A 21,683-nucleotide genomic window follows, 5' to 3' on the forward strand; every position below is an offset into this window, starting at 1 on the left:
GGAATACTTCATGAGCGCTTCCATGACCCCTCCTGCCGGCATTGATCCGCGCAAAGACAGCCTGATCGAATACCCCTCGATCTTCCCCATCAAAGTCATGGGTGCCATGGTCGATGGTTTTGCCGAAGCGCTGTGCCAAGTTGCCCTGCAATTTGACCCCGGCTTTGACGCGGCCACCATGGAGCTGCGCCCCAGCAAAGGCGGCAACTACCTGGGCGTGACACTCAACATCACCGCCAAGAGCCGCGAACAACTCGACGACCTGTACCGCGCCCTGACCTCGCACCCGATGGTCAAAATCGTCCTTTGACCATGGACATCCGGCTGCTGGGGCGGGTGGACTACCTGCCGACCTACGAGGCCATGCAGGCCTTCACCGCCGAGCGCACACCTGACACCCCCGATGAACTCTGGGTCTGCGAACACCCACCGGTGTTCACACAAGGGCTGGCGGGCCAAGCAAGCCATCTGCTCATGCCCGGCGATATTCCGGTGGTGCAAACCAACCGGGGGGGGCAAATCACCTTCCATGGCCCGGGGCAAGTGATGGCCTACCCCTTGGTCAACCTGCAACGCGCCGGTTACTTCGTCAAGGAATACGTCTACAAGCTCGAAGAATCGGTCATCCGCACCTTGGCTCATTTCGGCGTCACAGGCCACCGCGTGGCCGGTGCACCGGGCATTTATGTGCGTCTGGATGACCCCTTCAGCCACGCCGCGCTGGTGGGGCCTGCACCAGCCCACGACCCGTTCAGAGGCCTGGGGAAAATCAGCGCACTGGGCATCAAGGTCAGCCGACACTGCACTTACCATGGCGCTGCACTGAATGTGGCCATGGACCTGGAACCCTTCAACCGCATCAACCCCTGTGGTTATGCCGGCCTCAAAACCATAGACCTTTCTACAATCGGTGTAGAAACCACCTGGGACGATGCAGCCCGGGTGCTGGCTGGCCAGTTGGCAGCCCGTTTATGAACCTCCGCGCCAGCGACACACCGCCAAGCGACGACCGAAAGAACAAGATGAGCAACACCCCGACCGAACGCAACGTGGTCCGCGAAGCGCAAAGCGTTGAAAACTACGACCCCATGGCCAAGCAAAAAGCAGCGGCCAAGCTGTCGCGCATTCCGGTCAAGGTCGAAGCAGGCGAAGTGTTGAAAAAACCCGAGTGGATCCGCGTCAAAGCCGGTTCACCCACCACCCGTTTTTACGAAATCAAAGACGTGTTGCGCGCCAACAAACTGGTGACGGTGTGCGAAGAAGCCAGCTGCCCCAACATCGGCGAATGCTTTGGCAAAGGCACGGCGACCTTCATGATCATGGGCGACAAATGCACCCGTCGCTGCCCGTTTTGCGACGTGGGTCACGGCCGCCCCGACCCGCTGGATGTGAACGAGCCCGACAACCTGGCCAAGACCATTGCACAGCTCAAGCTGCAATATGTGGTCATCACCAGTGTGGACCGCGACGACTTGCGCGACGGCGGTGCCGGTCACTTTGTGGAGTGCATCCGCAAAACCCGCGAACTCTCGCCTACCACCCAAATCGAAGTGCTGGTGCCCGACTTCCGTGGGCGCGACGACCGCGCACTTGAAATCCTGAAAGCCGCACCGCCCGATGTGATGAACCACAACATGGAAACCGTGCCACGCCTGTACAAAGAAGCGCGCCCCGGTTCGGGCTACCAGTTCTCACTGAGCCTGTTGAAAAAGTTCAAGGCCCTGTTTCCGAACGTGCCCACCAAGAGTGGCTTGATGGTGGGCTTGGGCGAAACCGATGAAGAAATTCTGGATGTGATGCGCGACATGCGGGCACACAACATCGAGATGCTGACGATTGGCCAGTACCTGGCCCCCAGCAACAGCCACCTGCCTGTGCGCCGCTATGTGCACCCCGACACCTTCAAGATGTTCGAGGCCAAAGCTTATGAGATGGGCTTCACGCACGCTGCGGTGGGGGCGATGGTCCGCAGCTCGTACCATGCAGATCAGCAAGCCCACTCGGCATCTTTGAACCGCTGAAACCTCTTGCGTGGAGGCCCCATGCCTCCGCTATCAACGTGGCATCAAACCCGCGGGATCGTCCGAGGCCAACACCTGCTCGGCCCACAGCGCCAGCTTGGCGGTATCGGAGCGCAGCACTTGGTGCTTGACCGACAGGATTTGCGACGGGTGCATGGAAAAGCTGCGCAAACCCAGACCCAGCAACAAGCGCGTCATGGTCACGTCACCGGCCATCTCGCCGCACACCGAAACCCCTTTGCCCTGCGCCCGGCATTCGGCAATGGTGTCGGCCACCAAGCGCAGCACGGCGGGGTGCAACGGGTCGTACAGGTGCGCCACCGATTCATCGGCCCGGTCAATGGCCAGGGTGTACTGGATCAAATCGTTGGTGCCAATCGACAAGAAGTCGAAATATTTGAGGAACATGCGCACCGACAAGGCGGCCGCCGGGATCTCGATCATGGCACCCAAGCGGACGGGGCCATGCGCCACGCCACGGCGATCCAGCTCGTATCTGGCCTGATCGATCAGGGCCAGGGTCTGCCGGATTTCGCTGCCGTGCGCCAGCATGGGAATCAATAAATTGACTTTGCCGTGTGCGGCTGCACGCAAAATGGCGCGCAGCTGGGTCAGGAACATGGATGGATCGGCCAGACTCCAGCGGATGGCCCGCAGACCCAACGCGGGGTTAAGGTGGGCTGCGTCATGGCGCGCCTCATCCAGCGGCTTGTCTGCACCCACATCCACGGTGCGCACAGTCACAGGCAAGCCATTCATGCCATCCACGGCGCGGCGATACGCCTCGTACTGCTCATCTTCGCCCGGCAAATTGCCTTGACGTCCCATGAACAAAAACTCGCTGCGAAACAGGCCCACACCCACAGCACCCGCGGTGATGGCCGCTGCCGTGTCTTCGGGCATTTCGATGTTGGCGATCAGCTCGATTTTTTGCCCATCGAGCGTGACGGCAGGGGTGTGCCGCAAACGCGCCAAGCGTTCCCGCTCCAGATCACCCTGGCGCTGTTTGAAACCATAGTCGGCCAGGATGATGGGTGAAGGGTCCACGATGACCACGCCCGCATCGCCGTCGATGATGACCCAGTCGTCTTGCTTGACCAACTGGCTGGCACTGCGTGCGCCCACCACCGCCGGGATGTCCAGGCTGCGGGCCACGATGGCCGTGTGCGAGGTTTTGCCCCCCACATCGGTGACAAAACCGGCAAACACACTTTGCTTGAACTGCAGCATGTCGGCGGGCGACAAATCGTGCGCCACCAGCACCAGCGGCACATCCATGGTGTCGCCCAATTGCAGCTCTTGTTGTGGACGAGCTGGACGGCGCGCTTGCGCCACCAAGGCCCCCGTGCCTTTGAGGCTGTGCAGCACCCGTTCAGCCACCTGCTCCACATCGGCTTTGCGCTCGCGCAGGTAAGGGTCGTCCATTTCATCAAACTGGCGACCGATGATTTCCAGCTGACTGGTCAAGGCCCATTCGGCGTTGTAGAGGCGGTCCTTGATCCATTGCATGACCCCGGCCGTGAGCTCTTCGTCTTGCAACAGCATCAGGTGCACGTCCAGCAGGGCGACCAGCTCGTGCGGGGCATCTTTGGGCATGTCTTTTTGCAGACGCTGCAACTCGTCCACAACAGCGTCACGGGCCACACGCAAGCGCTCGATTTCTGAGACCACTTCGCCTGGCCCAATGAAGTAGTGGGCGACATCCACCCGACTGGAAGCCACCAGCACCGCGCGCCCTATGGCAATGCCCCGGGCCACTGCCAAGCCATGGATGCTGAACGCCATGGCTTACTCGCCTTCGCCGAACTTGTCGCTGATCAGGGCCAGCAAGGCCGACATGGCTTCGTCTTCGCGCTCGCCGATGGTTTCAAGCACAACCTCGCTGCCCAAACCAGCGGCCAACATCATGACGCCCATGATGCTTTTGGCGTTGATGCGGCGCTCACCCTTGCTGAGCCAGACTTCGCACGGAAAACTGCCCGCCAGTTTGGTGAGCTTGGCCGAGGCGCGTGCGTGCAGACCCAGTTTATTGCTGATGGTCGTGGTGGTTTGAGGCATGTCTCTTTCCTGTTTGATTTTGAGGGGCCGTGCTGCCTACAGGCATCACGCCCTGGGTGCCACCCGCCTGTGCGCGGGCGGCCAGCGCCTCCAGGCTTTCATGTCGGTAGCACACGCTGCGCAGCAACATGGGCAAATTGGTACCGGCCACCAAACGGGTGTGCAGGCCGTCGCCCAGCTGCTGGGCCACATTGCAAGGTGTCGCGCCAAACACATCACTGAGCAACAAAACTTCGTCTGTTGCCAAGGCTTTCATGGCCTCGCGTGCTTTGGCCAGGCTGTCCTCGGGCGATTCGTTGGGCAGCACATCCAGTGCGAGCACGCCCGAGGCGCAGTCCGGAAACACGTGCAAGGCGCATTCCCGCAAGGCGTTGGCCAGCGGCGCGTGGGCGATGATGAGGATGCCGATCATGATGACCTCATTATCAGGTCTGATCCGGCTTGCTCAGCAGGAAATACACCCATGACAAGCACGAGCAAACAGCAAAACCTGCCAACGCCACCTGATAGGTCATGACATGGGCCAACCCCAGTGCACGCCCGGCATCAACCGCCAAACCAATGCCCCACTGCACCACAAAAATGCCCGCAAAAATGACCAGGTTGTAAGCCGACAGTGCACGTCCGGCCAAATGCGCCGGAAAGGCCATGCCCACCGCCGGTTGGGCCAGGGCCACGAAAGTGCTGCACACGCAATAAAGCGCCAAACCCACCGCAGCAAACTTGCCAATCGAAGCCCCCAGCAGCACCAGCGCAGCCAGCACCACAAAGGTCAGCGGCAAACCCCAGGCGATCAAGCGCTCGACCGGAATCCCCCGGCGTGCCAAACGCGGCGTGACCAAACCCCAGAGCCAAAAAGACACCAGCATGCTGAGGTTGATGAAAAACAAACCTGTGGCCGCTTCACGGGCTGACCACCCAGCCACCTGCGTCATCCAGGGGCCCGCCCACAAGGTCTGGATGGCGACCATGCCGCCATAGCTGAAAAAACCGATCGGTGTCATGCGCCAAAAATAACGGCTGCGCCAAATTTGGCGGTAACTGCCATCGTCATCGACTGCGGGCGCCTGCGGGGCCCCTGCCGCAGTCACGGCTTTTTGCCAACGCGGCACCACCAGAGCGATCAGCAGCATGGCCAGGGCAATCATCGCGCCCAACACGACGAACAAGGCACGCCACCCCCAAATGGGCATGAGCCATTGCACCGGCAAGGTGGCGGCCAACATGCCCAAAGAGCCGGTCATCAGCATCCACGAGTTGGTGCGCAATTGGGTGCTGGCGTCAAACCAGCGCCGGTAACCGGTCAACGGCGCCATCAGGCAGGCACTGACCCCCATGCCACACAGCACTCGGGCCGCCAGCAAGCCCTGAAAACTGTCTGCCCACGAAAACGCCAGACAACCCAACACCGCGAAAGTCAGAAAAGCGAGGACGACTTTTTTGGGGCCCTGCTTGTCCAGCCAACGGCCCAAAGGCAATTGGGTGAGCGAAAAACCCAAAAAGTAGCCGCCCGCCAGCAAACCCAGGTCTTGCGCGCTCAGCGCAAACTCACGGGTGAGTGTGGGCGACAAGGTGGCGGTGATGGCACGCACCAGTGCCGAGAAAAAGTAAGCCAGCGCAAATGCCAAAAACACCACGATGGCCATGCGGCGCGACAAATGTTCGGGGTGGACCCGGGTCGCGACGGTCATGGCTTGATCCCCTCAAACAAGGTGTTGGCCATTTCTGGCTGTATTTGACGGTCATACACGACCGCATGGATCAGCCGCACACGGTCACCATCGGCAACCGCGCCCCAGACGGCCTCCATCATCACGGCCTCGCCGTCAGGTCGCAGGCCCTTGGCTTGAATCCGGACAGACGAAGCCAGCGGCAATTGCCCGGGACGATGCCAGACCTGCTGCTGTTCTGCCGCCAATGGCCGGGTGATGCGTGCGTTGTCCAAGGTGGCTTTTTGCCAACCTGCCAACAAGGCATTGGCATCGGCGCCGGCTTGCAAAGGTGCCGACATCACGGCCACGATGGCGCTGCCGCTTTCACAACCCACAACCTGCAGGTCGACAGGCACCCCGCCCAGCGGCACAGAGCGCGTGGTGCGGTCAGGTTTACAGGGCAATTGGGCTTTGAGAGAAGTGCCGTCCAACGTGACCTCGCGCCAGTTCTGGCTGGGGCTGCACGCGCTCAAGACCAGGCCAAGGGTCAGGCTGGCCATGACGGCCGTGTAATAAGTTCGCATGGGGTGATTATCCCGATCAGCGATGGCTTGCGGTTTTAGCGACAATGAAGGCATGAATTCACTCGACGGCATCCGCGTTCTCGACCTCTCCCGCGTTTTGGCGGGCCCTTGGTGTACCCAGACATTGGCCGATTTAGGGGCCGACGTCATCAAAATCGAGCGGCCCGGCACGGGCGACGACACCCGCACATGGGGGCCGCCTTTTCTGAAAGACGCCGAAGGGCGGGACACGGCCGAGGCCGCCTATTACCTGGGCGCCAACCGCAACAAACGGTCTGTGACCTGCGACATCGCCCAGCCCGAAGGCCAGGCGCTGATCCGCGAATTGGTCAAACATTGCCAGGTTTTCGTTGAAAACTTCAAGGTGGGCGACATGGCGCGCTACGGTCTGGACTACGCCAGCCTGAGCGCCATCAACCCTCAACTGGTCTATTGCAGCGTGACGGGTTTTGGCCAAACCGGCCCTTACCGCGAACGCGCTGGCTACGACTACGCCGTACAAGGCATTGGCGGCCTCATGAGCGTCACCGGTGAACGCGACGATCTGGGCGGTGGCCCCCAAAAGGTGGGCGTGGCCGTGGCCGATTTGTTCACCGGCATGTACGCCACCGTGGCCATTTTGGCCGCGCTGCGCCACGCCGAGCGCACAGGCGAAGGCCAGCAGGTGGACATGGCCTTGCTGGACACCCAGGTGGCCATGCTGGCGAACCTGGGCTCCAACTACCTGGTCAGCGGCAAAGTGCCGGGCCGTGCGGGCAATGCCCACCAGAACATCGTGCCCTACCAGGTGTTCGAGGTCATGGCCCCTGATGGCGCGGCACCGGGCACCCGGGACCACCTGATCTTGGCTGTGGGCAACGACGGACAATTTGCCAAGTTTTGTGCCGTGGCTGGCCACCCCGAATTGGCCAAAGACCCGCGTTATGCCTTGAACGCCGACCGCGTGCGCCACCGTGCCGAGCTGGTCCCCCAGCTCGAAGCGATCATGAAAACCCGCACCAAGTCCGACTGGCTGCCTGCCTTGGAAGCTGCCAAAGTGCCCTGCGGTGCCATCAACACATTGGGTGAGGTCTTTGTCGACCCTCAAGTGCAAGAGCGCGGCATGGTGAGTACCTGGGCACACCCGGTACAGCCCGACCTGAAGTTGGTGGCCAGCCCCATCAAGATGAGCCGCACCCCGGTGCGTCAGGATTTGCCGCCGCCCATGCTGGGACAGCATACCGCCGAAGTCTTGACCGAGGTGTTGGGCTGGACGGCGGAGCAACAAGGCCCTTTGCGCGGCAAAGGGGTGATCTGATGGCGAACTATTTGTTGGTGCATGGGGCTTGGCACGGCGCATGGTGCTGGCAACGTGTGGTGCCAAGCCTGATCCAGGCCGGACACCGGGCTCATGCGGTCACGCTCACGGGAGTGGGTGAACGCGCCCACTTGTTGACACCTGACATTGATCTGGAAACCCACATCCAGGATGTGATGGCGGCCATGGACACCGAAGAGATGGATGACGTGGTGCTGGTGGTCCACTCGTATGCGGGCATGCTGGGCACGGCGGTAGCTGATCGCCGACCCGAGCGGCTGCGCCACCTGGTCTATCTGGACGCTGTGCTGCCCAAACCCGGCGAGAGCTGGAGCAGCACGCACGCCAGCGCAACCCGCAATGCACGCATCGCGGCCGCGCAAGCCGATCCGCTGCATGCGTTCCCTGCGCCCGACCCTTCTGTCTTTGGCTTGAACGATGCAGACCATGCATGGGTCAAAAGGCGTCAAACGGCTCACCCGGGTGGCCCCTACACCCACGTGCTGGACTTTGATCCCCAACGGGTGGTCAGCGTGCCTCGGACTTTCATCAACTGCACCGAGCCCCCGCTGGGCACCATCGAAAGCAGCCGCTTGCGCATGGTCGATCCGAGGTTTTGGGATGGGGCGTGGTTGCCCGGATCAAACGTGGTGGAGATGAAAACCGGTCACGACCCAATGGTCAGTGACCCCCAAGGCCTGGTGGCGTTGCTGCTGGGTCTGGCGTAACGCGGCTTAGCGCAGGGCCCCAAACACCTTGCTCAACAAGGCACTGCCTGCTTGGGCCGGATTTTGGCGAATTTTCTTTTCCTCTTCGCCAATCATGAAATACAAGCCGTCGAGCGTTTTGCCCGTCACATACGACTCCAGTTTGGCTTTGTCCTTGTCAAGCAAGCCCATGCCTGACAACTTGACCGCGACCGCATTGAACTGGTCCACCACACCCAGTTTTTCGAGCGATTGCCTGACCGATGGCATGAACTCAACGGCCAAGGGTGCACGCGTCTTGCTGGCAAAAAATTGCGTGACCGAATTCTCGCCCCCTTGCAAGATGCCCTTGGCGTCTTGCACCGACATGTTCTGAATCGACTGCGTCAGCAGCTTTTTGGACAAAGGCACAGCCGCTTCAGCCGCCCGGTTCATCTGCAGATTCAATTCATCCAGTTGCTTGCCCAGACCCAGGGTCTTGAGCAGCTTGGCACCTTTGTTGACCGCATCGGGCAGGCCAATGCGCACCTTGTCGTTGCCCCAAAAGCCGTCTTGCGCGCCGAGCAACTGCACCGCGATCTCGCTGCCTTTTTCCAGGGCCAACTTGAGCCCTTTGGACGCATCCCCTGCAGTCAGATCGGCCAAGTCAAGGGCTTGCGCTGGCGCAAACACCAAGCAACCCGCGGACATGACGAACGTATTAAACTTTCGACGATGAAGATGCATTTGAAAACTCCCTGGAATTTGCTGCCTGTTGGCCGTTTTGTAGTGAATGGCGTCTGCGCACTCGGGCTGTTTTTGACCCTTGCGGGCTGCTCTGCCGATCGCGCACCCGAATCTTCCTTTGTTTTGCTGGACGGCTCGACCATGAGCGCCACGCAATTGCAAGGAAAAGTATCTTTGGTCAATTTTTGGGCCACCAGCTGCACCACTTGTGTGGCCGAAATGCCGGAAATTGTTGCGACCTACAAAAAATACAAAGACCAGGGCTATGAAACCATGGCAGTGGCCATGAGCTACGACCCACCCAGTTACGTGGTCAATTTTGCGCAAACGCGTCAACTGCCCTTCAAGGTGGCGATCGACAACACCGGTGCTGTTGCGCGTGCGTGGGGTGACATTCAACTCACACCCACCACCTTTTTACTCAACAAGCGCGGCGAGATCGTCAAGCGCTATGTGGGCGCGCCCAATTTTTTCGAGCTGCACCAGCTCATAGAAAAACTGCTGGCCGAATCTTGATGCGCAGCTGATTGGTAGCTGAGCACAGCAATACACTTTGGCATTTGCCCAGCTCAGTCCTTTACCCACTCAATCCTTGCGGAAGTTGTCGTGACAGGCTTTGCAGCTGGCAGCGGCCGGGCCAAAGGCGGCTTTGAACGCGTCCACGTTGCCGGCTTTGGCGGCCACTTGCAGTTTGCCCACTTCGGCTTGCATCTTGTCGGCGGCCTCTTTGAACTTGACCGATTCTTTCCAGATTTCCGGCTTGGCGCGGGTTTCGCCTTTGTCGGTGCCTTCACCAAAGGCCGCCCAAGGCAGTTTGGCCAACGCGGCGACCAGATCGGCATTTTCCGCAGCAGCTTTGGCATCAAACGGGGCTTTGCCAGAAGCCATGGCACCCAAGCGACCAAAATGGCTGGCCATGAGCGTGAAACCCGCTTTGCGGTATTTGACAGCATCTTCGGGTTTGGCAAACTGGGCTTGTGCGGGCAAAGCAAAAGCCAGCGCGGTCACAGCGGCGATCAGACTGAATGCGGATTTCTTGGGTGCTCCTTGGTGTTTATGCGAGTGCCAAAGGGTTATCCTTGTTCGACTCGGCGACCAGTCTCGCACACTTTCAAGTCACGCACCTCAGGGGTTTTCATGGTCACACTGCGCATCTGGGATCTGCCCACCCGACTTTTTCACGGGCTGTTGGCGGCCTGCGTCATCGGTCTGGTGGTCAGCGGCAACATCGGCGGCGATGCCATGGTCTGGCATTTCAGATTGGGCTATGCCGTTTTCACCCTGCTGCTGTTTCGCCTGGCGTGGGGGTTTGTCGGCGGGCATTGGTCGCGCTGGGCCCAGCTGCCTTGGCAGCCCCGCCGTCTGCTCGCCTATCTGCGTGGAGAGGCTTCGCCAGATGCATTGGCAGGCCACAACCCGCTGGGTTCATGGTCGGTGCTGGCCCTGCTGTTTTTTCTGGCGTTGCAGGTGGGCACCGGCCTGTTCAGTGACGATGAAATTGCCAATGCAGGCCCACTGTCTGCGCTGGTGTCTGGCAGCTGGGTCAGTCTGGCCACGGGCTGGCACAAACACTTTGGCAAACTGATTTTGATTTTGCTGGTGATCACCCATTTGCTGGCGATCGCGTGGTACCGCTGGCGCAAACACCAGGCGCTGGTGCCTGCCATGTGGCATGGCGACAAAACACTGGAACAGGCCGTACCGCCGTCCCGCGATGACCTGATTTCGCGCATGCTGGCTTTGTTGATCGCGCTGGCGGCAGCGGCTCTTGTGGGCTGGACCGTTGGCCTCGCGTCCTGAGCCAAGATCGCGTTCACTTCGGTGTCACCCGGCTGTCTTGCCTGGCATTGGCCGTGGCCGTGGCCGTCTGACGCTACACTGTTTGCTCCATCACTCGGATTGATCTGCCTTGGCCACGCCATCCATTGAACTGCTGACGCCCAGCACCCCTGAACAGAACACGCAATTGCGGGCCATCTTCCTCGAATACGCTCAGTCGCTCGAGGTGGATCTGGACTTTCAGGGTTTCGACGAGGAACTGGCGTCTTTGCCCGGTGACTATGCCGAACCCCGCGGTGCCCTTTGCCTGGCGGTGGTCGATGGTGCGGTGGCCGGGTGCTGCGCCTTGCGCCCGCTGGATGCATCGGATTACCCCAACGCCGCAGAAATGAAGCGCCTCTATGTACGCCCGGCGTTTCGTGGGCTGGGCCTGGGCCGTTTGCTCTCTGAGGCCATCCTCGATGCGGCACGCCAGGCCGGGTATGCCTGCGTGCTGCTGGACACCCTCGATGAGATGGAGTCGGCCCGCGCTTTGTACGAAGACCTGGGTTTTTACGAGATACCGCCTTACTACCATAACCCCCATGCCGGGGCGCACTACCTCAAGGTGGACATTGACTGATCCGCGCCTGGCCTGCACCATTCGGCTGCAGCGCACCAACAACAAGGGGCCCGACAGGGCCCCTTTGCGTTGATGCTGCACATGCGCGCAGCAGACTTTAGCCTTTGGCTTGTGCCAGCAGTGTGGCGGCGTCGCTCACTTCGAATTTGCCGGGGCCTTCGATGTTGAGGCTGGCGACTTTGCCGTCCTTGACCAACATCGAGTAACGGTTGCTGCGCAGGCCCAGACCTTTGCCGGTCAAGTCGAGTGTCAGGCCCGTGGCTTTGGTGAAAGCCGCATCGCCATCACCCAACATGCGCACTTTGGTGCCGGTTTGCTGATCACGCGCCCAAGCACCCATCACGAACGCATCGTTCACGCTCACGCACCAGATTTCATCGACACCAGCAGCCTTCAAGGCGTCGTGGTTCTCAAGATAGCCAGGCACATGCTTGGCCGAGCAAGTGGGCGTGAATGCACCAGGCAGTGCAAACAGCGCAATGGTTTTGCCTGTGGTGGCTTTGGCCACGTCCACGGGGTTGGGGCCAATGCTGCAACCGTTGCCCTCCACTTCGACATATTCCATCAGGGTGGCTGCGGGCAGTGCGTCTCCGACTTTGATCATGTTGTGCTCCATCTGTTTGATTGGCGAAAGTACCAGGGTAAAAAAAAACGACCCACTATTGTGGGTCGTTTCCGGAAAGTTTGCAGCTGTCAGGCTTTTGGGCTTAGACGGCAGCAGCTTTCTGAACCAGGCGAGTAGCCACCCAGTTTTTGGTCTTCGAAATCGGACGGCTTTCCGTGATTTCGATGGTGTCGCCCAGGTGGTATTGACCTGTTTCGTCGTGCGCGTGGTACTTGCTCGACTTGGCCACGATCTTGCCGTAGAGCGCGTGCTTCACACGACGCTCGACCAGCACGGTCACGGTTTTGGCGCGCTTGTCGCTGACCACCTTGCCAATCAAGGTGCGCTTGAGGGATGTTTTAGCTTCCGTCATGGTCACTCCTTACTTGGCGGCTTGCTTTTGGGCAAGGATGGTTTTGGCACGGGCGATGGAACGACGGGTTTCGCTCAATGTTCCGGTATTGCCGAGTTGTTGCGTGGCTTTTTGCATACGCAGACCAAAGTGGGCTTTTTGCAGCGCTTTGATCTCGTCTTTCACACCAGCAACGTCTTTTTGGCGCAGTTCAGCAGCTTTCATTTCTTGTTTCTCCTGAATTACTGGCCGATCATGCGTGCCACAAAAGTGGTACGCAGAGGCAACTTGGCAGCGGCCAATTTGAAGGCTTCGCGGGCCAACTCTTCAGGCACGCCTACGATTTCGTAGAGCACCTTACCGGGTTGGATCTCGGCCACGTAGTACTCGGGGTTACCTTTACCGTTACCCATACGCACTTCAGCAGGCTTGGTGGAGATCGGTTTGTCAGGGAACACACGAATCCAGATACGACCACCACGTTTGACGTGACGGGAAATCGCACGGCGTGCGGCTTCGATCTGACGGGCCGTCAAACGGCCACGGTCTGTGGACTTCAGGCCGAAGTCACCAAACGCCACCGTGTTGCCACGGGTAGCGACGCCGGTGTTGCGGCCCTTCTGTTCCTTGCGGAACTTTCTGCGAGCAGGTTGCAGCATGTTGTTACTCCTTATTGACCGTCAGCTGCTGCAGCTGGCGCGGCGACTGTGCGTACGCGCTTAACGGCGGGTTTGGCATCACCACCTGCACCGGCGGGCTTGTCGCTACCGTCAGTGGGGGCTGTGTTGGTGCCAGCGGGGCGACGTGGGCCACCACGACGATCGCCTGTTGGGCGATCACCAGGACGGGCGTCACGGCGTGGACCACGTGGGCGGCGCTCTTCTTCGGCACGTGGCTCAGCCAGTGCAGGAGCATCGTTGCGACCCAAGGTGTCACCTTTGTAGACCCAGACCTTGACACCGATGATGCCGTAGGTGGTCTTGGCTTCGGAAGTGGCGTAGTCGATGTCAGCGCGCAGGGTGTGCAATGGCACACGGCCTTCGCGATACCACTCGGTACGCGCAATTTCGATGCCGTTCAAACGGCCAGCCGACATGATCTTGATGCCTTGGGCACCCAGACGCATGGCGTTTTGCATGGCACGCTTCATGGCGCGGCGGAACATGATCCGCTTTTCGAGCTGTTGGGTGATGCTGTCAGCGATCAATTGCGCATCGATTTCGGGCTTGCGCACTTCTTCGATGTTCACGGCCACTGGCACGCCCAGACGGGCAGCGAGTTCTTTCTTGAGCAACTCGATGTCTTCGCCTTTTTTGCCGATCACCACACCTGGACGAGCCGAGAAGATGGTGATGCGGGCGCTCTTGGCGGGACGCTCGATCAGCACGCGGGAAACCGCGGCGTTCTTGAGCTTGGCCTTGAGGTACTCACGCACCTTGATGTCTTCGGCCAGCATGCCGGCGAAGTCACGGTTGTTCGCGTACCAGCGGCTTGCCCAGTTACGGCTGACAGCCAGGCGGAAACCGGTAGGATGGATTTTCTGTCCCATAGTTCTTCCTGATTAATTGCCGACCGTCACATACACATGGCATGTGGGCTTGCTGATGCGGTTGCCACGGCCTTTGGCGCGGGCGGTGAAACGCTTGAGCGTGGTGCCTTGTTCAACGTAGATGGTTTTCACCTTCAACTCGTCGATGTCGGCGCCGTCGTTGTGCTCAGCGTTGGCGATGGCGGACTCCAAAACCTTCTTGACGATGCCCGCAGCTTTTTTCTGCGTAAAAGTCAAAATGTTCAGAGCTTGATCCACTTTTTTACCGCGAATCAAATCGGCGACCAAGCGGCCTTTATCGACCGACAAACGGACGCCCCGGAGGACTGCACGTGTTTCCATGGTCTTTCCTTATTTCTTCTGGACTTTTTTGTCCGCAGGGTGACCCTTGAATGTCCGGGTCAGTGCGAATTCGCCCAATTTGTGGCCAACCATCTGGTCGGTCACATAAACAGGAACGTGTTGCTTGCCGTTGTGAACGGCGATGGTCAGACCGATGAAATCGGGCAGAACCATGGAGCGACGCGACCATGTCTTGACGGGCTTTTTATCTTTGGTGGCAACGGCTTTTTCAACCTTGGCCAACAAATGGTGGTCAACGAATGGACCCTTTTTGAGAGAGCGTGTCATTGTCTAACCCTTACTTCTTGCGACGCGACACGATCATGACCTGTGTGCGCTTGTTGTTACGGGTACGGTAGCCCTTAGTGAGGTTGCCCCACGGGTCTACTGCATGACGGCCTTCGCCGGTACGGCCTTCGCCACCACCGTGCGGGTGATCCACAGGGTTCATGGCAACGCCACGAACGGTTGGGCGGATACCCATCCAGCGCTTGACACCGGCCTTGCCCAATTGGCGCAGGCTGTGTTCTTCGTTGGCGACTTCACCAATCGTGGCGCGGCACTCGATGTGGATCTTGCGAACTTCACCGGAGCGCATACGCACTTGAGCGTAGATGCCTTCACGAGCCAACAGCGTTGCCGAAGCACCAGCCGAGCGGGCGATTTGAGCACCAGCACCGGGCTTGAGCTCGATGCAGTGGATGGTCGAACCCACAGGGATGTTGCGGATAGGCAAAGTGTTGCCAGCGCGGATAGGCGCCTCTGGACCCGACAACAGGGTTGCACCGGTTTCAATGCCACGAGGGGCAATGATGTAACGGCGCTCGCCATCGGCGTAGCACAGCAAAGCAATGTGCGCAGTACGGTTTGGATCGTACTCAATGCGTTCGACTTTCGCCGGGATTGCATCTTTGTTGCGCTTGAAATCGACCACGCGGTAGTGGTGCTTGTGACCACCGCCTTTGTGGCGAGTTGTGATGTGACCGTTGTTGTTACGGCCTGACTTCTGGTGCTGGGGTTCCAGCAACGGAGCGTAGCCTTCACCTTTGTGCAGGTGGTCACGGGTGACCTTCACCACGCCACGACGGCCTGGGGAGGTTGGTTTGATCTTGATGACAGCCATGATTACGCAGCCTCCCCGGACAGGTTCAGCTCTTGACCTGGTTGCAGCGTGACATAAGCCTTGCGAATGTTGTCGCGACGGCCAATGGTCTTGCCAAAACGCTTGGTCTTGCCCTTGGTATTCACCACAGACACGCCTTTGACCTCAACCTTGAACATCAACTCCACAGCGGCTTTGATTTCAGGCTTGGTAGCGTCCTGCAGCACTTTGAATGTCACAGCGTTGGATTTTTCTGCAACCATGGTGGCCTTTTCGGACACGATGGGCGCAACCAGCACGGACATCAGACGACCTTCGTCAAACTTCACGGCGCTCATGCAAACATCTCCTTGAGTTTGTCCATGGCGCCTTTGGTCACGAGGACTTTCTTGAAGTTCACCAAAGACACGGGATCAGCGTAACGGGGCTCAACAATCAGGATGTTGATCAGGTTGCGCGATGCCAGGTACAGGTTTTCGTCGACTTCGTCAGCGATCACCAGCACGTTGTCGAGACTCATGGCCTTGAACTTGGCAGCGAGCTGCTTTGTTTTTGGCGTCTCAACTTTGAAGGAATCCACCACAGCCAGACGACCTTCGCGGGCCAACTGAGAGAAGATCGAAGCCATACCAGCGCGGTACATCTTCTTGTTGATCTTCTGTGTGAAGTTTTCGTCAGGCATGTTCGGGAAAATCCGACCACCGCCACGCCACAAAGGCGAGGAAGTCATACCAGCACGAGCGCGACCAGTGCCTTTTTGTTTGAAAGGCTTCTTGGTGGAGTGGTGAACTTGTTCACGGTCCTTTTGGGCGCGGGTGCCTTGACGGGCGTTTGCCTGATACGCCACCACGATTTGGTGGATCAGGGCTTCGTTGTATTCACGACCGAACACGGTTTCTGGCGCATCCACTTTGGAAGCGGCTTGACCTTGGTCGTTCAGGAGTTCGAGCTGCATCAGATCGCTCCTTTAGCTTTGATGGCGGGACGCACGGTCACAAAACCACCTTTGGAACCAGGAATGGCACCCTTGACCATCAACAGGCCACGGGCTTCGTCAACGCGGATGACGGCCAGGTTCTGCGTGGTGCAAGTCACATCACCGCGGTGACCCGACATTTTTTTGCCTGGGAACACGCGGCCTGGATCTTGGGCCATGGAGATCGAACCGGGCACGTTGTGCGAACGGCTGTTACCGTGCGAAGCGCGCTGCGATTTGAAGTTGTGACGCTTGATCGTGCCGGTGAAGCCCTTACCGATGGAAGTGCCTTGCACGTCCACTTTCTGGCCCACAGCAAACACGGCTGCCACGGGCACAGTGGCGCCTGCGGCGTACTGGGCTGCTGTGTCAGATGTCACGCGGAATTCTTGAATGATTTCACCGGCTTCAACACCGGCTTTGGCCAAGTGACCAGCGATAGGCTTGGTCACGCGCGATGCCTTGCGGGCACCAAATGTCACTTGCAAAGCGACATAGCCATCGTTCTCTTGGGTTTTGACCTGGGATACGCGGTTGTTAGACACATCCAGCACTGTGACAGGAACTGAATCCCCATCATCAGTGAACAGACGCATCATGCCCACCTTGCGACCCAGCAACCCGAGGGAGTTGCTCAGACTCATTGTTTTCTCCAAAACTTCCACCGCAGCCACTTCAATTGGCAGCTGCGTTTGGTATGTGAAAGACTGTTAATAAATCTCACCCAAAAAGAGGTGAGCCTGAAATTATAGCCCGACTCGCCATGGCTGGCAAGTCGGGCCTGATTTCAAGTTTTTGGATGGCCTTTCAGCCACCCCGAACCGCATTACTGCAGCTTGATTTCGACGTCCACGCCAGCGGGCAGATCGAGTTTCATCAAGGCGTCCACAGTTTTATCTGTAGGGTCCACGATGTCCATCAACCGCTGGTGCGTACGGATTTCCAACTGGTCGCGGCTGGTCTTGTTGACGTGCGGTGAACGCAGGATGTCAAAACGCTTCATGCGTGTTGGCAAAGGCACTGGGCCCTTGACAATCGCGCCGGTGCGCTTGGCAGTGTCAACGATCTCGGCAGCGGACTGGTCGATCAGTTTGTAGTCAAACGCCTTCAGGCGGATGCGGATTTTTTGCTTGGATGACATGTCAATTCCTTGTGGTGAGTGTTCTGCTTGCTACAGCGCAAAGGACAGGCCTTTGCGCTGCTGCGCCACAAAAGAATTAAGCGATGATCTTGGCAACGACGCCAGCACCAACCGTGCGGCCACCTTCGCGGATGGCGAAGCGCAAGCCTTCTTCCATCGCAATGGGGTTGATCAACTTCACAGTGATCGACACGTTGTCACCTGGCATCACCATCTCTTTGCCTTCTGGCAATTCGATCGCGCCTGTCACGTCAGTCGTACGGAAGTAGAACTGGGGACGGTAGTTGTTGAAGAAAGGCGTGTGACGGCCACCTTCGTCTTTGGACAAGACATAGATCTCGCCTGTGAAGTGGGTGTGTGGCTTGATCGAGCCTGGCTTGCACAGCACTTGGCCGCGCTCGACGTCTTCGCGCTTGGTGCCGCGCAGCAAGATACCGACGTTGTCGCCAGCTTGACCTTGGTCCAGCAGCTTGCGGAACATCTCGACGCCTGTGCAAGTGGTCTTGACAGTGTCTTTGATACCGACGATTTCGATTTCTTCGCCGACTTTGACGATACCGCGCTCGATACGGCCAGTCACCACAGTGCCGCGACCAGAGATGGAGAACACGTCTTCCACGGGCATCAGGAATGCGCCGTCCACTGCGCGGTCAGGCGTAGGGATGTAGGTGTCCAGAGCAGCCGCCAACTTCATGATGGCTTCTTCGCCCAATGGGCCTTTGTCGCCTTCGAGGGCCAGCTTGGCAGAACCTTGGATGATCGGTGTGTCGTCGCCTGGGAAGTCGTACTTGGACAACAACTCGCGCACTTCCATCTCGACCAGTTCCAACAACTCAGCGTCGTCGACCATGTCGCACTTGTTCAGGAACACGATGATGTAAGGCACGCCAACTTGACGGGCCAACAAGATGTGCTCGCGGGTCTGAGGCATTGGGCCATCAGCAGCGGAGCAAACCAGGATCGCGCCGTCCATCTGGGCAGCACCGGTGATCATGTTTTTCACATAGTCAGCGTGGCCTGGGCAGTCAACGTGAGCGTAGTGACGGTTTTCTGTCTCGTACTCAACGTGCGCGGTGTTGATCGTGATACCACGGGCTTTTTCTTCGGGAGCGGCGTCGATCTGGTCGTACGCCTTGGCTGCACCGCCGAACTTGGCTGCCAACACGGTGGTGATGGCGGCTGTCAGTGTGGTTTTGCCGTGGTCAACGTGACCGATGGTGCCCACGTTCACGTGGGGTTTGGTCCGTTCAAATTTTTCTTTAGCCATTTTTCAATCCTTAAAAAGAGCAATGCCCGTGTGTTGGTTTAATGTTTGCATCAAGTTGCTTGATCACTCCGCACGGGCACAGAGTGGCACTTGATCGCAGACAGTTTCTGAACTTTCAGATCTGACTATCGCTTGCGTTTTGCTTGCTTTTAGTCAGAGGTGCCCGAGCAAATTCGCCGAGGCGAATTCGGTCCGGCACACAGGTTTTTATTTTGCGCGTGAAGCAACAATGGCTTCAGCCACGTTACGCGGGGCTTCCGCGTAGTGCTTGAATTCCATCGTGTAGGTTGCACGGCCTTGCGACATCGAGCGCAGGGTGGTCGAGTAACCGAACATTTCGGACAGCGGCACTTCGGCCTTGATGGCCTTGCCGCCACCGACCATGTCGTCCATGCCCTGAACCATGCCACGGCGTGAGGACAAGTCGCCCATCACGTTACCGGCGTAGTCTTCTGGGGTCTCGACTTCCACAGCCATCATCGGCTCCAGAATGACGGGCTGGGCTTTGCGGCAACCTTCTTTGAAACCAAAGATGGCGGCCATCTTGAAGGCCATTTCGTTCGAGTCCACATCGTGGTACGAACCGAAGTGCAGTGTGACCTTGACGTCCACGACGGGGTAACCCGCCAACACGCCTTGACCCAAAGCTTCGATCACGCCTTTTTCCACCGCAGGGATGTATTCGCGAGGAACCACACCGCCCTTGATGGCGTCAACGAATTCAAAGCCCTTACCTGGCTCTTGAGGCTCAACCTTCAGAACCACGTGGCCGTATTGACCCTTACCACCGGACTGACGCACGAACTTGCCTTCGGCTTCGTCGACGGTCTTGCGGATGGTTTCGCGGTAAGCCACTTGAGGCTTGCCCACGTTGGCTTCCACACCGAATTCACGCTTCATGCGGTCCACGATGATTTCGAGGTGCAGTTCGCCCTGGCCACCAATGATGGTCTGACCCGATTCTTCGTCGGTTTGCACGCGGAACGATGGATCTTCGGCAGCCAGGCGGGACAAAGCGATGCCCATTTTTTCCTGGTCGGCTTTGGTCTTGGGCTCAACAGCTTGACGGATCACGGAGTCAGGGAACACCATGCGCTCGAGTGTGATCACGGCGTTTGGATCGCACAGGGTTTCACCTGTGGTCACGTCTTTCAAGCCCACGCAAGCAGCGATGTCGCCCGCACGGATTTCGTCGACTTCTTCACGGTTGTTGGCGTGCATCTGCACGATACGACCGATACGCTCTTTCTTGCCGCGGACCGCGTTGTACACGGTGTCGCCCTTTTTCAGAACGCCGGAGTACACGCGCACGAAAGTCAACTGACCCACAAACGGATCGGTCATCAGTTTGAACGCCAACGCAGAGAATTTCTCTTCGTCGTCGGCCTTGCGTGTGATTTCTTGCTCTTCTTCGTCGTAGCCTTTGATGGCTTTCACGTCGAGAGGCGAAGGCATCAATTCAAGCACCGCATCCAGCATGCGCTGAACGCCTTTGTTCTTGAACGCTGTACCGCACAACATGGGCTGGATTTCGCTGTTGATGGTGCGAACGCGCAGACCGTGCGTGATTTCTTCTTCGGTCAAGTCACCTTCTTCAAGGTACTTGTTCATCAGCTCTTCCGAGGCTTCAGCAGCCGCTTCCACCATTTTCTCGCGCCACTCTTTGGCAGTCTCGAGCAGTTCGGCCGGGATTTCTTCGAAAGTGAACTTCATGCCCTGGGAAGCTTCGTCCCAGATGATGGCCTTCATCTTGCGCAGATCAACCACACCGGTGAAGTTTTCTTCAGCACCGATTGGGATCACGATGGGCACAGGGTTGGCCTTCAGGCGCAACTTCATCTGCTCCACAACTTTGAAGAAGTTGGCACCAGTACGGTCCATCTTGTTCACAAAGGCCAAGCGTGGCACTTTGTATTTGTTGGCCTGACGCCAGACGGTTTCAGACTGGGGCTGCACGCCGCCCACAGCACAGTAAACCATGCAAGCACCGTCCAGCACGCGCATCGAGCGCTCAACTTCGATCGTGAAGTCAACGTGGCCAGGGGTGTCAATGATGTTGATGCGGTGGTCTTCGAAAGAGCCATCCATGCCCTTCCAGAAGCAGGTGGTGGCCGCAGAGGTGATCGTGATGCCACGCTCTTGCTCTTGCTCCATCCAGTCCATGGTGGCAGCGCCGTCGTGCACTTCACCAATCTTGTGGTTCACGCCGGTATAAAAAAGAATACGCTCAGTCGTCGTGGTCTTGCCGGCATCAATGTGAGCCGAGATACCAATGTTGCGATAGCGCTCGATGGGGGTAGTGCGAGCCATAAATTTCTCCGATGATGATGTACTAAAGCCCGCCACCCCTTATGGGGCCAGCGGGCTGGCTTCTGGCAGTGTCGGGCTTCTTTGTGAAACCCTTGTGTATCAGAAGCGGAAGTGCGAGAACGCCTTGTTGGCTTCGGCCATGCGGTGAACTTCGTCACGCTTTTTCATGGCACCGCCACGGCCTTCGTTGGCTTCGAGCAACTCGTTGGCCAAACGCAGAGCCATGGACTTCTCACCGCGCTTGCGAGCGGCTTCCTTGATCCAGCGCATCGACAGGGCCAAGCGACGAACAGGGCGCACTTCAACAGGCACCTGGTAGTTCGCACCACCCACGCGGCGGGATTTCACTTCCACCATGGGCTTGACGTTGTTGATGGCGATGGAGAAGAGTTCCACAGGGTCTTTGCCTGTTTTCTTTTCCATGTTTTCGAGGGCACCGTAAATGATGCGCTCGGCAACAGCTTTTTTGCCGCCTTCCATGATCACGTTCATGAACTTGGACAATTCGACATTACCGAACTTGGGATCCGGCAGGATTTCACGTTTAGGGACTTCGCGACGACGTGGCATATTTCACCTCATATTGCTTCAGTT

The 21,683-nt window shown here is 58.4% G+C and carries 30 protein-coding genes; 8 read left to right on the plus strand and 22 right to left on the minus strand.

Annotated features, from left to right (window positions below):
- Positions 1-10 precede the first annotated feature (10 nt).
- From ACZ5VE_RS13980 to lipA, 3 genes are read left to right on the plus strand one after another with little or no spacing between them, the layout of a single operon-like run.
- The gene (locus tag ACZ5VE_RS13980) at positions 11-310 is read left to right on the plus strand and encodes a DUF493 family protein (protein ID WP_464455735.1); all 300 of its coding nucleotides are present in this window, start codon (positions 11-13) and stop codon (positions 308-310) included.
- Positions 311-312: 2 nt separating this feature from the next.
- Positions 313-975: a lipoyl(octanoyl) transferase LipB gene (gene lipB, locus ACZ5VE_RS13985; RefSeq protein ID WP_464455736.1), complete on the plus strand. Its 663-nt coding sequence runs from the start codon at positions 313-315 to the stop codon at positions 973-975.
- 47 nt (positions 976-1,022) lie between these two features.
- Positions 1,023-2,021 carry a lipoyl synthase gene (lipA, locus tag ACZ5VE_RS13990; protein ID WP_464457508.1) on the plus strand — a complete coding sequence of 333 codons (999 nt, stop codon included), beginning with the start codon at positions 1,023-1,025 and terminating at the stop codon, positions 2,019-2,021.
- A gap of 33 nt (positions 2,022-2,054) precedes the next feature.
- Here lipA and ptsP read toward each other — a convergent pair whose 3' ends face one another.
- From ptsP to ACZ5VE_RS14015, 5 genes are read right to left on the minus strand one after another with little or no spacing between them, the layout of a single operon-like run.
- A complete protein-coding gene (ptsP, locus tag ACZ5VE_RS13995; RefSeq protein ID WP_464455737.1) occupies positions 2,055-3,806 on the minus strand; it encodes a phosphoenolpyruvate--protein phosphotransferase in 1,752 nt (583 codons plus the stop codon).
- A gap of 3 nt (positions 3,807-3,809) precedes the next feature.
- Positions 3,810-4,079: an HPr family phosphocarrier protein gene (locus tag ACZ5VE_RS14000; protein WP_108285739.1), complete on the minus strand. Its 270-nt coding sequence runs from the start codon at positions 4,077-4,079 to the stop codon at positions 3,810-3,812.
- The gene (locus tag ACZ5VE_RS14005) at positions 4,048-4,491 is read right to left on the minus strand and encodes a PTS sugar transporter subunit IIA (protein ID WP_464455738.1); all 444 of its coding nucleotides are present in this window, start codon (positions 4,489-4,491) and stop codon (positions 4,048-4,050) included. Before ACZ5VE_RS14005 ends, ACZ5VE_RS14000 begins: the two co-directional genes overlap by 32 nt.
- 13 nt (positions 4,492-4,504) lie before the next feature.
- On the minus strand, positions 4,505-5,770 hold the full coding sequence (locus ACZ5VE_RS14010) for an MFS transporter (protein WP_464455739.1): 1,266 nt from the start codon (positions 5,768-5,770) through the stop codon (positions 4,505-4,507).
- Complete coding sequence (locus tag ACZ5VE_RS14015) at positions 5,767-6,315, minus strand: hypothetical protein (RefSeq protein ID WP_464455740.1); 549 nt, start codon at positions 6,313-6,315, stop codon at positions 5,767-5,769. The genes ACZ5VE_RS14010 and ACZ5VE_RS14015 overlap by 4 nt, the downstream gene beginning before the upstream one ends.
- A 52-nt stretch (positions 6,316-6,367) precedes the next feature.
- On the opposite strand from ACZ5VE_RS14015, the gene ACZ5VE_RS14020 reads away from it, so the two are divergent.
- Complete coding sequence (locus tag ACZ5VE_RS14020) at positions 6,368-7,612, plus strand: CaiB/BaiF CoA transferase family protein (RefSeq protein WP_464455741.1); 1,245 nt, start codon at positions 6,368-6,370, stop codon at positions 7,610-7,612.
- Complete coding sequence (locus ACZ5VE_RS14025) at positions 7,612-8,340, plus strand: alpha/beta fold hydrolase (RefSeq protein ID WP_464455742.1); 729 nt, start codon at positions 7,612-7,614, stop codon at positions 8,338-8,340. The genes ACZ5VE_RS14020 and ACZ5VE_RS14025 overlap by 1 nt, the downstream gene beginning before the upstream one ends.
- 6 nt (positions 8,341-8,346) lie before the next feature.
- Here the strand turns inward: ACZ5VE_RS14025 and ACZ5VE_RS14030 are convergent, their stop codons facing one another.
- Positions 8,347-9,009, minus strand: coding sequence for a DUF4197 domain-containing protein (locus ACZ5VE_RS14030; protein WP_464455743.1), 663 nt, complete (start codon positions 9,007-9,009; stop codon positions 8,347-8,349).
- Positions 9,010-9,039: 30 nt separating this feature from the next.
- Between ACZ5VE_RS14030 and ACZ5VE_RS14035 the strand changes: the two genes are divergently transcribed.
- The gene (locus ACZ5VE_RS14035; RefSeq protein WP_464455744.1) at positions 9,040-9,561 is read left to right on the plus strand and encodes a TlpA disulfide reductase family protein; all 522 of its coding nucleotides are present in this window, start codon (positions 9,040-9,042) and stop codon (positions 9,559-9,561) included.
- A gap of 69 nt (positions 9,562-9,630) precedes the next feature.
- Here the strand turns inward: ACZ5VE_RS14035 and ACZ5VE_RS14040 are convergent, their stop codons facing one another.
- Positions 9,631-10,053 carry a c-type cytochrome gene (locus tag ACZ5VE_RS14040; RefSeq protein WP_464455745.1) on the minus strand — a complete coding sequence of 141 codons (423 nt, stop codon included), beginning with the start codon at positions 10,051-10,053 and terminating at the stop codon, positions 9,631-9,633.
- Positions 10,054-10,182: 129 nt separating this feature from the next.
- Between ACZ5VE_RS14040 and ACZ5VE_RS14045 the strand changes: the two genes are divergently transcribed.
- Both ACZ5VE_RS14045 and ACZ5VE_RS14050 read left to right on the plus strand, forming a co-directional pair.
- Positions 10,183-10,845 (plus strand): cytochrome b/b6 domain-containing protein, encoded by a 663-nt coding sequence (locus ACZ5VE_RS14045; protein WP_464455746.1) that lies wholly within the window; start codon positions 10,183-10,185, stop codon positions 10,843-10,845.
- A gap of 109 nt (positions 10,846-10,954) precedes the next feature.
- Entirely contained in the window at positions 10,955-11,446 is a 492-nt protein-coding gene (locus ACZ5VE_RS14050; RefSeq protein WP_464455747.1) for a GNAT family N-acetyltransferase, read from the plus strand.
- Between the two features lie 97 nt (positions 11,447-11,543).
- On the opposite strand, the gene ACZ5VE_RS14055 is transcribed toward ACZ5VE_RS14050, so the two are convergent.
- From ACZ5VE_RS14055 to rpsG, 15 genes are all read right to left on the minus strand, one after another.
- On the minus strand, positions 11,544-12,050 hold the full coding sequence (locus tag ACZ5VE_RS14055) for a redoxin family protein (protein WP_464455748.1): 507 nt from the start codon (positions 12,048-12,050) through the stop codon (positions 11,544-11,546).
- A gap of 103 nt (positions 12,051-12,153) precedes the next feature.
- Complete coding sequence (rpsQ, locus tag ACZ5VE_RS14060; protein ID WP_100120205.1) at positions 12,154-12,423, minus strand: 30S ribosomal protein S17; 270 nt, start codon at positions 12,421-12,423, stop codon at positions 12,154-12,156.
- A 9-nt stretch (positions 12,424-12,432) separates the two neighbouring features.
- The gene (rpmC, locus tag ACZ5VE_RS14065) at positions 12,433-12,627 is read right to left on the minus strand and encodes a 50S ribosomal protein L29 (RefSeq protein ID WP_019429303.1); all 195 of its coding nucleotides are present in this window, start codon (positions 12,625-12,627) and stop codon (positions 12,433-12,435) included.
- Positions 12,628-12,644: 17 nt separating this feature from the next.
- Complete coding sequence (rplP, locus tag ACZ5VE_RS14070; protein ID WP_019426900.1) at positions 12,645-13,061, minus strand: 50S ribosomal protein L16; 417 nt, start codon at positions 13,059-13,061, stop codon at positions 12,645-12,647.
- An 11-nt stretch (positions 13,062-13,072) separates the two neighbouring features.
- A complete protein-coding gene (rpsC, locus tag ACZ5VE_RS14075) occupies positions 13,073-13,951 on the minus strand; it encodes a 30S ribosomal protein S3 (RefSeq protein WP_108285730.1) in 879 nt (292 codons plus the stop codon).
- 12 nt (positions 13,952-13,963) lie between these two features.
- Entirely contained in the window at positions 13,964-14,293 is a 330-nt protein-coding gene (gene rplV / locus ACZ5VE_RS14080) for a 50S ribosomal protein L22 (protein WP_019426902.1), read from the minus strand.
- 9 nt (positions 14,294-14,302) lie between these two features.
- Positions 14,303-14,581: a 30S ribosomal protein S19 gene (rpsS, locus tag ACZ5VE_RS14085; protein ID WP_007847809.1), complete on the minus strand. Its 279-nt coding sequence runs from the start codon at positions 14,579-14,581 to the stop codon at positions 14,303-14,305.
- A 10-nt stretch (positions 14,582-14,591) separates the two neighbouring features.
- The gene (gene rplB, locus ACZ5VE_RS14090; RefSeq protein WP_100120207.1) at positions 14,592-15,416 is read right to left on the minus strand and encodes a 50S ribosomal protein L2; all 825 of its coding nucleotides are present in this window, start codon (positions 15,414-15,416) and stop codon (positions 14,592-14,594) included.
- A gap of 2 nt (positions 15,417-15,418) precedes the next feature.
- Entirely contained in the window at positions 15,419-15,733 is a 315-nt protein-coding gene (gene rplW / locus ACZ5VE_RS14095) for a 50S ribosomal protein L23 (protein WP_019429300.1), read from the minus strand.
- Positions 15,730-16,350: a 50S ribosomal protein L4 gene (rplD, locus tag ACZ5VE_RS14100; protein WP_019426906.1), complete on the minus strand. Its 621-nt coding sequence runs from the start codon at positions 16,348-16,350 to the stop codon at positions 15,730-15,732. The genes rplW and rplD overlap by 4 nt, the downstream gene beginning before the upstream one ends.
- Positions 16,350-17,015 (minus strand): 50S ribosomal protein L3, encoded by a 666-nt coding sequence (rplC, locus tag ACZ5VE_RS14105; RefSeq protein WP_464455749.1) that lies wholly within the window; start codon positions 17,013-17,015, stop codon positions 16,350-16,352. Before rplC ends, rplD begins: the two co-directional genes overlap by 1 nt.
- Positions 17,016-17,197: 182 nt before the next feature.
- Positions 17,198-17,512 carry a 30S ribosomal protein S10 gene (rpsJ, locus tag ACZ5VE_RS14110; RefSeq protein WP_019426908.1) on the minus strand — a complete coding sequence of 105 codons (315 nt, stop codon included), beginning with the start codon at positions 17,510-17,512 and terminating at the stop codon, positions 17,198-17,200.
- Positions 17,513-17,588: 76 nt separating this feature from the next.
- On the minus strand, positions 17,589-18,779 hold the full coding sequence (gene tuf, locus ACZ5VE_RS14115; RefSeq protein WP_100174243.1) for an elongation factor Tu: 1,191 nt from the start codon (positions 18,777-18,779) through the stop codon (positions 17,589-17,591).
- A 207-nt stretch (positions 18,780-18,986) separates the two neighbouring features.
- Positions 18,987-21,089, minus strand: a complete 2,103-nt coding sequence (gene fusA, locus ACZ5VE_RS14120; RefSeq protein ID WP_108312176.1) for an elongation factor G — start codon at positions 21,087-21,089, stop codon at positions 18,987-18,989.
- A 99-nt stretch (positions 21,090-21,188) separates the two neighbouring features.
- Positions 21,189-21,659, minus strand: coding sequence for a 30S ribosomal protein S7 (rpsG, locus tag ACZ5VE_RS14125; protein ID WP_019426275.1), 471 nt, complete (start codon positions 21,657-21,659; stop codon positions 21,189-21,191).
- Positions 21,660-21,683 lie beyond the last annotated feature (24 nt).

This window comes from Limnohabitans sp. INBF003, from assembly GCF_055396645.1.

Excerpts from the sequence above, each read along its gene's own strand:
- ACZ5VE_RS13980 (WP_464455735.1), top strand. The coding sequence starts at position 11 with ATGAGCGCTTCCATGACCCCTCCTGCCGGCATTGATCCGCGCAAAGAC.
- lipB (WP_464455736.1), top strand. The coding sequence starts at position 313 with ATGGACATCCGGCTGCTGGGGCGGGTGGACTACCTGCCGACCTACGAG.
- lipA (WP_464457508.1), top strand. The coding sequence starts at position 1,023 with ATGAGCAACACCCCGACCGAACGCAACGTGGTCCGCGAAGCGCAAAGC.
- ptsP (WP_464455737.1), bottom strand. The coding sequence starts at position 3,806 with ATGGCGTTCAGCATCCATGGCTTGGCAGTGGCCCGGGGCATTGCCATA.
- ACZ5VE_RS14000 (WP_108285739.1), bottom strand. The coding sequence starts at position 4,079 with ATGCCTCAAACCACCACGACCATCAGCAATAAACTGGGTCTGCACGCA.
- ACZ5VE_RS14005 (WP_464455738.1), bottom strand. The coding sequence starts at position 4,491 with ATGATCGGCATCCTCATCATCGCCCACGCGCCGCTGGCCAACGCCTTG.
- ACZ5VE_RS14010 (WP_464455739.1), bottom strand. The coding sequence starts at position 5,770 with ATGACCGTCGCGACCCGGGTCCACCCCGAACATTTGTCGCGCCGCATG.
- ACZ5VE_RS14015 (WP_464455740.1), bottom strand. The coding sequence starts at position 6,315 with ATGCGAACTTATTACACGGCCGTCATGGCCAGCCTGACCCTTGGCCTG.
- ACZ5VE_RS14020 (WP_464455741.1), top strand. The coding sequence starts at position 6,368 with ATGAATTCACTCGACGGCATCCGCGTTCTCGACCTCTCCCGCGTTTTG.
- ACZ5VE_RS14025 (WP_464455742.1), top strand. The coding sequence starts at position 7,612 with ATGGCGAACTATTTGTTGGTGCATGGGGCTTGGCACGGCGCATGGTGC.
- ACZ5VE_RS14030 (WP_464455743.1), bottom strand. The coding sequence starts at position 9,009 with ATGTCCGCGGGTTGCTTGGTGTTTGCGCCAGCGCAAGCCCTTGACTTG.
- ACZ5VE_RS14035 (WP_464455744.1), top strand. The coding sequence starts at position 9,040 with ATGCATTTGAAAACTCCCTGGAATTTGCTGCCTGTTGGCCGTTTTGTA.
- ACZ5VE_RS14045 (WP_464455746.1), top strand. The coding sequence starts at position 10,183 with ATGGTCACACTGCGCATCTGGGATCTGCCCACCCGACTTTTTCACGGG.
- ACZ5VE_RS14055 (WP_464455748.1), bottom strand. The coding sequence starts at position 12,050 with ATGATCAAAGTCGGAGACGCACTGCCCGCAGCCACCCTGATGGAATAT.
- rpsQ (WP_100120205.1), bottom strand. The coding sequence starts at position 12,423 with ATGACGGAAGCTAAAACATCCCTCAAGCGCACCTTGATTGGCAAGGTG.
- rpmC (WP_019429303.1), bottom strand. The coding sequence starts at position 12,627 with ATGAAAGCTGCTGAACTGCGCCAAAAAGACGTTGCTGGTGTGAAAGAC.
- rplP (WP_019426900.1), bottom strand. The coding sequence starts at position 13,061 with ATGCTGCAACCTGCTCGCAGAAAGTTCCGCAAGGAACAGAAGGGCCGC.
- rpsC (WP_108285730.1), bottom strand. The coding sequence starts at position 13,951 with ATGGGACAGAAAATCCATCCTACCGGTTTCCGCCTGGCTGTCAGCCGT.
- rplV (WP_019426902.1), bottom strand. The coding sequence starts at position 14,293 with ATGGAAACACGTGCAGTCCTCCGGGGCGTCCGTTTGTCGGTCGATAAA.
- rpsS (WP_007847809.1), bottom strand. The coding sequence starts at position 14,581 with ATGACACGCTCTCTCAAAAAGGGTCCATTCGTTGACCACCATTTGTTG.
- rplB (WP_100120207.1), bottom strand. The coding sequence starts at position 15,416 with ATGGCTGTCATCAAGATCAAACCAACCTCCCCAGGCCGTCGTGGCGTG.
- rplW (WP_019429300.1), bottom strand. The coding sequence starts at position 15,733 with ATGAGCGCCGTGAAGTTTGACGAAGGTCGTCTGATGTCCGTGCTGGTT.
- rplD (WP_019426906.1), bottom strand. The coding sequence starts at position 16,350 with ATGCAGCTCGAACTCCTGAACGACCAAGGTCAAGCCGCTTCCAAAGTG.
- rplC (WP_464455749.1), bottom strand. The coding sequence starts at position 17,015 with ATGAGTCTGAGCAACTCCCTCGGGTTGCTGGGTCGCAAGGTGGGCATG.
- rpsJ (WP_019426908.1), bottom strand. The coding sequence starts at position 17,512 with ATGTCATCCAAGCAAAAAATCCGCATCCGCCTGAAGGCGTTTGACTAC.
- tuf (WP_100174243.1), bottom strand. The coding sequence starts at position 18,779 with ATGGCTAAAGAAAAATTTGAACGGACCAAACCCCACGTGAACGTGGGC.
- fusA (WP_108312176.1), bottom strand. The coding sequence starts at position 21,089 with ATGGCTCGCACTACCCCCATCGAGCGCTATCGCAACATTGGTATCTCG.
- rpsG (WP_019426275.1), bottom strand. The coding sequence starts at position 21,659 with ATGCCACGTCGTCGCGAAGTCCCTAAACGTGAAATCCTGCCGGATCCC.